The following is a 6,786-nucleotide window of genomic DNA, read 5'->3' as shown; positions in this document are numbered from 1 at the left end:
CGCCGACAGTGCCGCCGACAGTGCCGCCGACAGTGCCGCCGACAGTGCCGCGGATCAGGCCGGGGGGCAGGTCGGGGATCGGGACGGGGGCGCGCCCGGCCAACCCCGGGGCGTCGCCCGCTCGGTGCTCGCCATGGCGGTGCGCTTCGCGCTGGAGGAGTTGGCGGCGCGGGCTCCAGGTCGCAGCGTCGAGGTGCGGGTGCCGCCGTTCGGGGCGGTGCAGTGCATCGAGGGCCCGCGGCACACCCGAGGTACTCCGCCGAACGTGGTCGAGACCGACGCGCAGACGTGGCTCCGGCTGGCCGTCGGTGACCTGACCTGGGGGGCTGCGTGCGCCTCTGGGGCCGTGCGCGCCAGCGGCGAGCGGGCGGAGCTCGCGGCCTGGCTGCCCCTGAACCAGGGTGCCTCGGGAGGGTCCGGAGGCGCGCAGGGCCAGCACATAGAGTGACGAGGTGACCTCCGCCGACCCGAATCCGCGCAGCCGCCCCGCGACCGATGCCGCCGACAACGCCCCGGAGGCCCCCGAAACCGCGGCGGCGCAGGTCACTCCCGAGCGCCCCGAGGGCCCGGCTCCGCTGGGCCGCCCGGGCGACCGGCTGCGCATCCGCCGCTCGGTCAACTACCCGGCGTTCCTCATCACGGGCGCGATTCTGGGGTTCATCGTCGGTGGGCTGATCGAGCTCTTCGGCCCGTCTGCGCAGCTCACGGACGCCGGTGAGGCGATCTACACACCGGCATCCACCTTCTCCTACATCGGGGTGTTGTTCGCCATGGCCGGTGCGCTGCTCGGAGCCGTCGTCGCGCTCGTGCTCGACCGCCGCCGCTGACCCGGCACGGCCTGCGCCCGCAGCGACCAGCGTCGCGGCAGGGGCCGCCGGCCACATGTGGAAGACTGACCGGGTGGCGCGTGGTGATGGACAGCTCAATCACGACCTGCTCCCGGGGGAGAAGGGGCCGCAGGACGCCTGCGGGGTCTTCGGTGTGTACGCCCCGGGCGAAGAGGTCGCCAAACTGACGTACTTCGGGTTGTACGCCCTACAGCATCGCGGGCAGGAGTCGGCGGGCATCGCGGCCAGCGACGGCGAACGGCTGCTGGTCTACAAGGACATGGGCCTGGTCAGCCAGGTCTTCGACGAGACCAGCCTGGGCATGCTCAGCGGGCACGTGGCCATCGGCCACTGCCGATACTCCACGACCGGCGGCAGCACCTGGGAGAACGCCCAGCCGACGCTCGGCGCCGCAGCGGAATCGACGATCGCGCTGGTGCACAACGGCAACCTCATCAACTCGGCGCAGCTGCGCCGGCAGATCGAGAAGGGTGAGGGTGGCGCCGCCGCCCACCCGGAGCTGCGCCGCGGCAACACCACCGACACCGCGCTCGTCACGGCCCTCTTCGCCGACGCCAGTGGCACGCTGGAGGAGCGGGCGCTGCAGGTGCTGCCGCAGCTGCGCGGAGCGTTCACGTTCGTCTTCATGGACGAGCACACGTTGTACGCGGCCCGCGACCCGCAGGGCATCCGCCCGCTGGTGTTGGGCCGCCTCGAACGCGGCTGGGTCATCGCCAGCGAGACCGCGGCCCTCGACATCGTCGGCGCCAGCTTCGTCCGCGAGATCCAACCGGGCGAGCTCATCGCGATCGACCCGAACGGGCTGCGCTCGCGGCGCTTCGCCGAGCCCGACCGCAAGGGCTGCGTGTTCGAGTACGTCTACCTCGCTCGGCCCGACACCTCCATCGCCGGCCGCGGCGTCTACGAGTCGCGGGTCGAGATGGGGCGCGCGCTGGCCCGCGAGCACCCGGTCGAGGCCGACATGGTGATGCCGACCCCGGAGTCCGGCACGCCCAGTGCCATCGGCTACGCGGCCGAATCCGGCATCCCCTACGGCTCAGGCCTGGTGAAGAACGCCTACGTGGGCCGCACGTTCATCTCCCCGAACCAGACGATCCGCCAGCTCGGCATCCGGCTCAAGCTCAACCCGCTGCGCGAGGTGATCAACGGCCAGCGACTCGTGGTCGTCGACGACTCGATCGTGCGCGGCAACACCCAGCGGGCGCTGGTGCGGATGCTGCGGGAGGCGGGGGCTGTCGAGGTGCACGTGCGTATTTCCTCGCCGCCGGTGCGCTGGCCGTGCTTCTACGGCATCGACTTCGCGACTCGGGCCGAACTCATCGCCACCGGCCTCGACGTCGCGGAGGTGTGCCGCTCGATCGGCGCCGACAGCCTCGGCTACATCTCCGAGGAGGGGATGATCGCGGCCACCCGGCAGCGCCCGGATCAGCTGTGTACGGCGTGCTTCACCGGCACCTACCCCATCGAGCTGCCCGAGGCGGGCGACCTGCGCAAGAACGTCCTCGAGGTGCCGCGCGACGAGACGAGCGTCCCGACCTCCTGAGCGCCGCCGGGCCGGCGCGCTGACGCCGAACCACACGGCAGTCGCGGGCCCGCACCGCCGCCACTGTTTCGACACCAACCACCCGATCGAAGGATGACGATGGCCGAGCCCACCCCCCGCCCAACGATCACGTACGCCTCGGCCGGGGTCGACGTCGAGGCCGGCGACAAGGCCGTGGAGTTCATGAAGGAGTCGGTGCGGGCCGCGACTCGCCCCGAGGTGCTCGGCGGGCTCGGTGGCTTCGCCGGCATGTTCGACGCGTCCGCGCTGCGCGGCATGGCCCGCCCGGTGCTGGCGACCAGCACCGACGGCGTCGGCACCAAGGTCGCCATCGCCCAGGCGCTGGACCGTCACGACACGATCGGCTTCGACCTCGTCGGCATGGTCGTCGACGACATCGTCGTCTGCGGCGCCGAGCCGCTGTTCATGACCGACTACATCGCCTGTGGCAAGGTCGTCCCGGAGCGGATCGCCGCCATCGTCGGCGGCATCGCCCAGGCGTGCCAGGTGGCGGGGGTGGCGCTCGTCGGTGGTGAGACGGCCGAGCACCCCGGGCTGCTGGGACCGCAGGAGTACGACGTAGCGGGCGCCGCGACCGGTGTTGTCGAACACGACGCCGTGCTGGGTCCGCAGCGGGTGCGCGCGGGCGACGCCGTCATCGCGCTGGCCTCCTCGGGGCTGCACTCCAACGGCTATTCGCTGGTGCGGGCGGTCGTGGCGGCCGCCGGCTGGGAGTGGGAGCGGCACGTGCCGGAGTTCGGCCGCACCCTGGGGGAGGAGCTGCTGGAGCCCACGCGCGTCTACTCCGCCGACCTGCTCGCCCTCGTGCGCGACCCCGACCTCGACGTGCACGCGCTGAGCCACGTGACCGGCGGCGGCCTGGCGGCGAACCTGGCCCGCGTGCTCCCCGCCGGGCTGCTGGCGACCCTGGACCGCTCGACCTGGTGCCCGGCTCCCGTCTTCACCGTCGTCGGTGATCTCGGGGGCGTGCCGCAGTTCGACTTGGAGCGCACCCTCAACATGGGCGTCGGCTTCGTGGTCGTGCTGCCCGCCGAGCAGGCGCAGACGTGCATCGAGCGGGCCGGCGCGCTGGGGCTACCCGCGTGGCAGCTCGGCGAGGTGACCTCGGAGACCGGGCGCGACGGCGGCGACAGCAATGGTCGCAGTGATCAGAGCGACGGCGTGCCGGTGGTGCGGGGTGCCAAGGGCGTCGACGGCGGCGCGGTGCGCGTCGTGGGCGACTACCGAACCTGACCAGACCGAGCCCGGTCACGCCGCAGCCCTGGGAACGACCGCAAAGGAGCGCCGACAGCCCCCGCGGACTGGGTGCTCCCGAATCAGCACGAGGTCGACGACCACATGCTCCGAAGAACATGCACCGGCACCACGACCGCAGGGTCGGGTGCCGTGTCGTCGACCGTGGCTGCCCGGGAGGGGGTCCGAGGGGGCTGCCGGTCAACTAGGACGGGCCGTCAACGGCCGCCGGCGGCCCACTTGTCGTAGTCGTCGTACTCGTCGTAGTCGTCATGCTCGACGGCCCTGGGCTCGTTGTCCCTAGGTCCGTGTAGCTCTCGCTCAAGCGCGCGTAAATCGGTGTCGGGGCTGAAGTACTTCAGCTCGCGAGCCACCTTCGTCTGCTTGGCCTTAGCTCGGCCGCGCCCCATGGCGTCGACCCCCTCACGCATCTGCCGGGCGGCATCATCACCGGCCAGACGACCTGTTGGGGTCGTCAAGCCGAGACGGAGCGGCTCCGGGAATCTCGTATGTTCGTGGCACCTACGGTACAGGAGAGCGCTCGATCCTCGAAGTGCCACCAGGTCGCGGTTGTCGTGGTCTCGGAGAACCACGTGGGCCGGGCCGCTCGCCGGCGGCGCAGCGCCGTTGTGCAACGTTGCCGTCCACGAGCGTGCCGCGGAGTACCCTGCACTTAGAGGGGCTATGCGCCCTGCCGTAATATATCCGCCGATCGTCCACCCCGACGCTGAAAAATCATGCGCGAGAGGCCCACCGAATGAACCGCGAGAACCCGTCAGCACCGCCCTCAGCTCACAGCGATGAGTTGCTGACGCCCGCGGAGGTGGCCGCATTGTTCCGAGTGGACCCCAAGACCGTCACCCGGTGGGCCGTCGCCGGCAAACTCACCTCGTTGCGCACCCTCGGCGGGCACCGCCGCTACCGGGCTTCCCAGGTGCACGCGCTGCTGGCCGAGGCCCAGGGCGAGCCGTTGGCTGCCGCGCCGCCCGTGCCGCACGACGAGGCGCTCTGACCGGAACGCCAGATCGGCGGGCTCGCTGACAGCTACGCCCGGTCGGGCTTCGAACCCTGCGCGGCGGTGGCCTCCTCGGCCTTGGTCGCGCGATCGGCTGCTCCCACGCCGTCGGCCGGGCCACCCCGGTCGGTCTTCTCTGCTCGAGCGGCCGAGCCGCCCCGCTCGCGGGGACCCGCGCCGTGGATGCGCTTGGCCAGCGCGGCAGCGGAGCCGGGCTTGGCGGTGGAGTCCTGGTTGGCGCGTTGGAGGTCGCGGTAGATCTCTTCGCGGTGGATGTCGACATCGTGGGGGGCCTTGATCCCGATGCGCACGGTGTCACCGTTGACCTCGAGCACGGTGACGATGACGTCATGGCCGATGAGCAGACTTTGCTGCGGGCGGCGGCTGAGAACCAGCACGGAGGGTCCTTTCGAAGGAGGGGGTGGGACCTCCACATTTGTGGATAGGTTAGCGCGGCAAGGTAATTCGTAGCCGAAGGCGCCGCCGACCGGTCGGTCGGCGGCGCCTGTGCGCGGGTGGGCTCCGTTATCGGGCCGTGGGGAACGTGGCGCGCAGGGGCAGCTCCTGATCGATGAGCACTACCTGCATCGCCCTCCTCGTGTGCCGGTTGACGACGACCGGGGCCAGCAGGTTGGCGCCGGGCGGCTCCTCCTCGCTGCCGAGGTTGACGAGCAGGAGGACGAGCGCGTCGTCCGCGCTCTCCAACTCCAGCCGCGCCGCGGTCTCGGGGTCGATGATCGGCGAGTACTCGGGAAAGTACGGGCTGGGCGCCACGACGACGAAGCCCATGTCAGGGATGTCGAGGCAGTCCATCTCGTACAAGCCGCCCTCGGATTCGGTGAGGCGGAACCGCTGCGCCAGCGGAAAGCCCACGAGGCCCATCGGCAGGGTCAGGTCGACCTGCGTCACCTTCGACGATTCGGTGGTTGCGCTCATGTAGTCGGTCTCCCACTCAGCTCTTCTGGTCGAACAGATGGTGCGAACGGCGGCTCTCGCGGGCCCCCGTGGCGGTGTACGTCGCGCCTTCTGACGTGTGGTTGAAGCGGTCGAGGGTCTCCTGGACCGCCTTGTAGCTCGCCTCGAGCATTTCGCTGTTCGAACGGCTCAAGAGCGACAGCTCGTTGGTGGCATTGGAGAGGGCGACGCGATGCTCGGAAAGGACCTGGTTCCAGGGAGCCGGCGCCGCTTCTGCGATCTGGGTCAAGGGGGTGTCCAGCGGCAGCCCCAGCGCATCGCACACGGGGCCGGCGTCGACGGCGCGCATCAGCTCCGCCTCACGCATCTCTTGGAGGATGACCTCGATCTCGCGGGTGGAACGGCCCATCCAACGAGACCGCCCGGTCTCGATGAGGACGTGCTGAACCTCCAGCTTGTAGGTCAGCAGCTCCAAGAGCTCCTGAATGCGCCACAAGCCGGCCGATAACCCGGACAGGGCGGTGAGGGTGGCGTCTGAGGGGGCTGTTGTGCTCACGCAAACCTCGCTTCGTTCACGGACACCTCATCGTCCGCGCTCGGGGGCACATGAGCGTTCCCCCGGTAATCAGGGGTGATCCGTGGGGCAGGCCACAGATTCGCCCCCGGATTCTGGTTGATCTTGGGTGCTTGGTGCCGACAGGGGCGTAACGGCGATGTGACGAGCGTCTCGCGGCCCGCGGCGTTAGTCGGCACCTGTCCCCACATCTGGTCGCGAGCCCCTCACCGGGGTCGCCTCGCGTGGTCTTGCGATGACGTCTTCGCCGGGGCCGCGCTCGGGTAAGAGCCCACTCGTCGCCGTTGCGTGCAGGCCGGCCGAGCGTGAGTGAGGTGAACGAATTCGTTTGGTGCTTGCCGGATTACGTTCATTGGGCTGATGAACGGCCGGCACGGAAGGCAAATTACAAGTTTGTTATCGGACGATCGTCCGGATTCGTCGAGCGACTATTGGACGATAGTTCAGAAAGCCTCTCACGTGCATGAAGAGGGCATTTGTGAGTCAGTCGTCCAATGTGTTCTGATGCATACCCAGGTTGGCTTCAGTTGTATCCAAGCCGAGGGCCAGGTGACCCCGAAAAGGGCCCCTGACCTGCAGGGTCTCACGATGTGGCCCTACGTTGGGTGTTGGCTTAGGCCATTCTTAGGTTTGGTCT

The 6,786-nt window shown here is 69.8% G+C and carries 9 protein-coding genes; 5 read left to right on the top strand and 4 right to left on the bottom strand.

Annotated elements, in window-relative coordinates:
* The 4 genes from KILIM_RS22965 to purM form a co-directional block, all read left to right on the top strand.
* The coding region (locus KILIM_RS22965) for a sterol carrier family protein (RefSeq protein WP_006594838.1) at positions 1-448 on the top strand (448 nt) is incomplete at its 5' end.
* A gap of 4 nt (positions 449-452) precedes the next feature.
* Positions 453-827 (top strand): hypothetical protein, encoded by a 375-nt coding sequence (locus tag KILIM_RS21315; protein ID WP_006594837.1) that lies wholly within the window; start codon positions 453-455, stop codon positions 825-827.
* Between the two features lie 73 nt (positions 828-900).
* Positions 901-2,391: an amidophosphoribosyltransferase gene (gene purF, locus KILIM_RS21310; protein ID WP_040564061.1), complete on the top strand. Its 1,491-nt coding sequence runs from the start codon at positions 901-903 to the stop codon at positions 2,389-2,391.
* Positions 2,392-2,490: 99 nt separating this feature from the next.
* Complete coding sequence (purM, locus tag KILIM_RS21305) at positions 2,491-3,645, top strand: phosphoribosylformylglycinamidine cyclo-ligase (protein WP_006594835.1); 1,155 nt, start codon at positions 2,491-2,493, stop codon at positions 3,643-3,645.
* A gap of 218 nt (positions 3,646-3,863) precedes the next feature.
* On the opposite strand, the gene KILIM_RS21300 is transcribed toward purM, so the two are convergent.
* Complete coding sequence (locus tag KILIM_RS21300; protein ID WP_040564060.1) at positions 3,864-4,055, bottom strand: DUF3073 domain-containing protein; 192 nt, start codon at positions 4,053-4,055, stop codon at positions 3,864-3,866.
* A gap of 347 nt (positions 4,056-4,402) precedes the next feature.
* On the opposite strand from KILIM_RS21300, the gene KILIM_RS22960 reads away from it, so the two are divergent.
* Positions 4,403-4,657 (top strand): BldC family transcriptional regulator, encoded by a 255-nt coding sequence (locus KILIM_RS22960; RefSeq protein WP_006594833.1) that lies wholly within the window; start codon positions 4,403-4,405, stop codon positions 4,655-4,657.
* Positions 4,658-4,689: 32 nt separating this feature from the next.
* Here the strand turns inward: KILIM_RS22960 and csrA are convergent, their stop codons facing one another.
* From csrA to flgN, 3 genes are all read right to left on the bottom strand, one after another.
* Positions 4,690-5,058 (bottom strand): carbon storage regulator CsrA, encoded by a 369-nt coding sequence (csrA, locus tag KILIM_RS25565; protein ID WP_006594832.1) that lies wholly within the window; start codon positions 5,056-5,058, stop codon positions 4,690-4,692.
* 127 nt (positions 5,059-5,185) lie between these two features.
* Positions 5,186-5,596: a flagellar assembly protein FliW gene (locus KILIM_RS21285; RefSeq protein ID WP_006594831.1), complete on the bottom strand. Its 411-nt coding sequence runs from the start codon at positions 5,594-5,596 to the stop codon at positions 5,186-5,188.
* Positions 5,597-5,612: 16 nt separating this feature from the next.
* Positions 5,613-6,131 carry a flagellar export chaperone FlgN gene (gene flgN, locus KILIM_RS21280; protein ID WP_006594830.1) on the bottom strand — a complete coding sequence of 173 codons (519 nt, stop codon included), beginning with the start codon at positions 6,129-6,131 and terminating at the stop codon, positions 5,613-5,615.
* Positions 6,132-6,786: the final 655 nt, after the last annotated feature.

It is taken from the genome of Kineosphaera limosa NBRC 100340, from assembly GCF_000298215.1.
GTDB lineage: Bacteria > Actinomycetota > Actinomycetes > Actinomycetales > Dermatophilaceae > Kineosphaera > Kineosphaera limosa.
Note: the sequence above shows the minus strand (reverse complement) of the source record. Positions and strands in the feature narration are given on the sequence as shown.

What these genes read in the sequence shown, in the direction of transcription:
- purM (WP_006594835.1), top strand. Translation starts at nt 2,491, where the DNA reads ATGGCCGAGCCCACCCCCCGCCCAACGATCACGTACGCCTCGGCCGGG.
- KILIM_RS21300 (WP_040564060.1), bottom strand. Translation starts at nt 4,055, where the DNA reads ATGGGGCGCGGCCGAGCTAAGGCCAAGCAGACGAAGGTGGCTCGCGAG.
- KILIM_RS22960 (WP_006594833.1), top strand. Translation starts at nt 4,403, where the DNA reads ATGAACCGCGAGAACCCGTCAGCACCGCCCTCAGCTCACAGCGATGAG.
- KILIM_RS21285 (WP_006594831.1), bottom strand. Translation starts at nt 5,596, where the DNA reads ATGAGCGCAACCACCGAATCGTCGAAGGTGACGCAGGTCGACCTGACC.